Source organism: Pseudomonas sp. EA_65y_Pfl1_P113 (assembly GCF_963970525.1).
GTDB lineage: Bacteria > Pseudomonadota > Gammaproteobacteria > Pseudomonadales > Pseudomonadaceae > Aquipseudomonas > Aquipseudomonas tritici.
Map to the genome: position 1 here is coordinate 1 of NZ_CAXAQM010000372.1, position 513 is coordinate 513.

Below are 513 nucleotides of genomic sequence, written 5' to 3' on the forward strand. Positions count from 1 at the left end.
CGATGTCGTGCTGTTCGCGGGCGGAACGCCGGTGTTCGTCGCGGCCGGGCCGGAGCAGGGCTATAAATTGCGTCCCGAGCAGCTTGAGGCCGCGATCACCCCGCGCACAAAATGGGTGATCCTCAATTCGCCGTCCAACCCGACCGGGGCCGCCTATAGCGCCGCCGAGCTGAAGGCGCTGGGCGAAGTGCTCGAGCGCCATCCGCATGTGTGGATCTTCGCCGACGATATGTACGAGCATATCCTCTATGACGGCTTCGAATTCACGACGATCGCGCAAGTATGCCCGTCGCTGTACGAGCGCACGCTGACCGTCAACGGCTGCTCCAAGGCCTATGCCATGACCGGCTGGCGGATCGGTTATGCCGGGGGCGCGTCGTGGCTGATCAAGGCGATGTCCAAGCTGCAGTCGCAATCGACCAGCAACCCCTGCTCGATCGCCCAAGCGGCTGCTGTCGCCGCACTCAATGGCGACCAGAGTTTCCTCAAGGAGCGCGCCGCCGTGTTCCAGGG

General features: G+C 64.1%; 1 protein-coding gene. It reads left to right on the forward strand.

Annotated elements, in window-relative coordinates; translation table 11 throughout:
• A partial coding sequence (locus AACY52_RS30115; RefSeq protein WP_339561347.1) for an aminotransferase class I/II-fold pyridoxal phosphate-dependent enzyme occupies window positions 1–513 on the forward strand: 513 nt, incomplete at both ends.